Source organism: Massilia psychrophila (assembly GCF_002760665.1).
Lineage (GTDB): Bacteria > Pseudomonadota > Gammaproteobacteria > Burkholderiales > Burkholderiaceae_D > JAFCUW01.
In genome coordinates, this window is sequence record NZ_PDOB01000087.1 from 1 (window position 1) to 1,177 (window position 1,177).

Annotated in this window: 1 protein-coding gene; it reads left to right on the forward strand. The window is 62.2% G+C overall.

Translation table 11 applies throughout. The features are described 5' to 3' along the window. Positions 1-72: 72 nt before the first annotated feature. The coding region (gene tnpC / locus CR103_RS21735) for an IS66 family transposase (RefSeq protein WP_143752727.1) at positions 73-1,177 on the forward strand (1,105 nt) is incomplete at its 3' end.

Here is a 1,177-nt window from a genome sequence, read left to right on the forward strand (position 1 = left end):
GTAACTATTCAGCCGCACTAAACCCCGCAATTAGCAGTTGTAAACAATGCTGGTTTGCCGCATCATCCCGCCATGCCACCGAAGCCGCCCCGTCCCGATTTGACTCAACTGTCCGATACCGACAAGGATCGTCTCATCGATGCGCTGTTCGCGCGCCTGAACGCGGTCGAAGCGAGGCTGGGCATGAACAGCGACAATTCGAGCAAGCCGCCATCGTCCGACGGGCTGGTCAAGAAGACGAGCTCGCTGCGCGAGTCGTCGGGCAAGAAGGTCGGCGGCCAGAAGGGCCGCAAGGGTACGACGCTCAGACAAGCAGAGCAGCCCGATGAGGTCGTGAAGCATCCGTTGCCGGGACAGTGCGAACGCTGCCATGCGGCCTTGCCAACGCAGCACGCACAGGTATGGGCTCGCCGCCAGGTAGTCGATGTACCGACCGTCGCTTTCAATGTCGTCGAGCATCACGCTTTGGCCCTTACCTGCGTTTGCGGGCAATTTCATACGAGCTCTTTTCCGGGTGGCGTGAGCGAATCGGTCCAATATGGTCCCAACGTGCGTGCACTGGGCGTGCATCTGACGCAAGGCCAGATGCTGCCGTATGCCCGTGCGGCCGAACTGATCCATGACGTGTACGGCCTTGCGGTATCGCCGGGCACGCTGGTGGCATGGGTGGCCGAGGCGAGCGCCGCCCTGCAGAAAACGGCAAACGTGATCGCCAGTCAACTGAACGCGGCACAGCTGGTCCACGCCGACGAATCAGGTCTGCGCGTGGCCGGCAAACTGCATTGGCTGCACATCGCCGCCAATGAGACACACACCTGGTACGGCGTGCACGGCAAGCGCGGCATGGCCGCGATCGAACAGCACGGCATTCTCGCCGGGCGCACTGGCGTACTCGTGCACGATTGCTGGGCCCCATATTGGCGTCTCGACGACAGTACCCATGCCCTGTGCAATGCGCACCTGCTGCGCGAATTGTTGTATGCGAAAGAAACCACCGGCCAGCCGTGGGCGCAGGCAATGACGGACTTCCTGCTCAACGCCAACAAGTTATGCACGGCGGCGCGTGAGCGGCAAATCGTCTTCAGCGCCGACGACGTGTGCGCCTTCCGCACCGTCTACGACAACATCGTGCGGGAAGGCGAAAGGGCCAATCCCGTCGCCAGCGGACGCGTCAAGC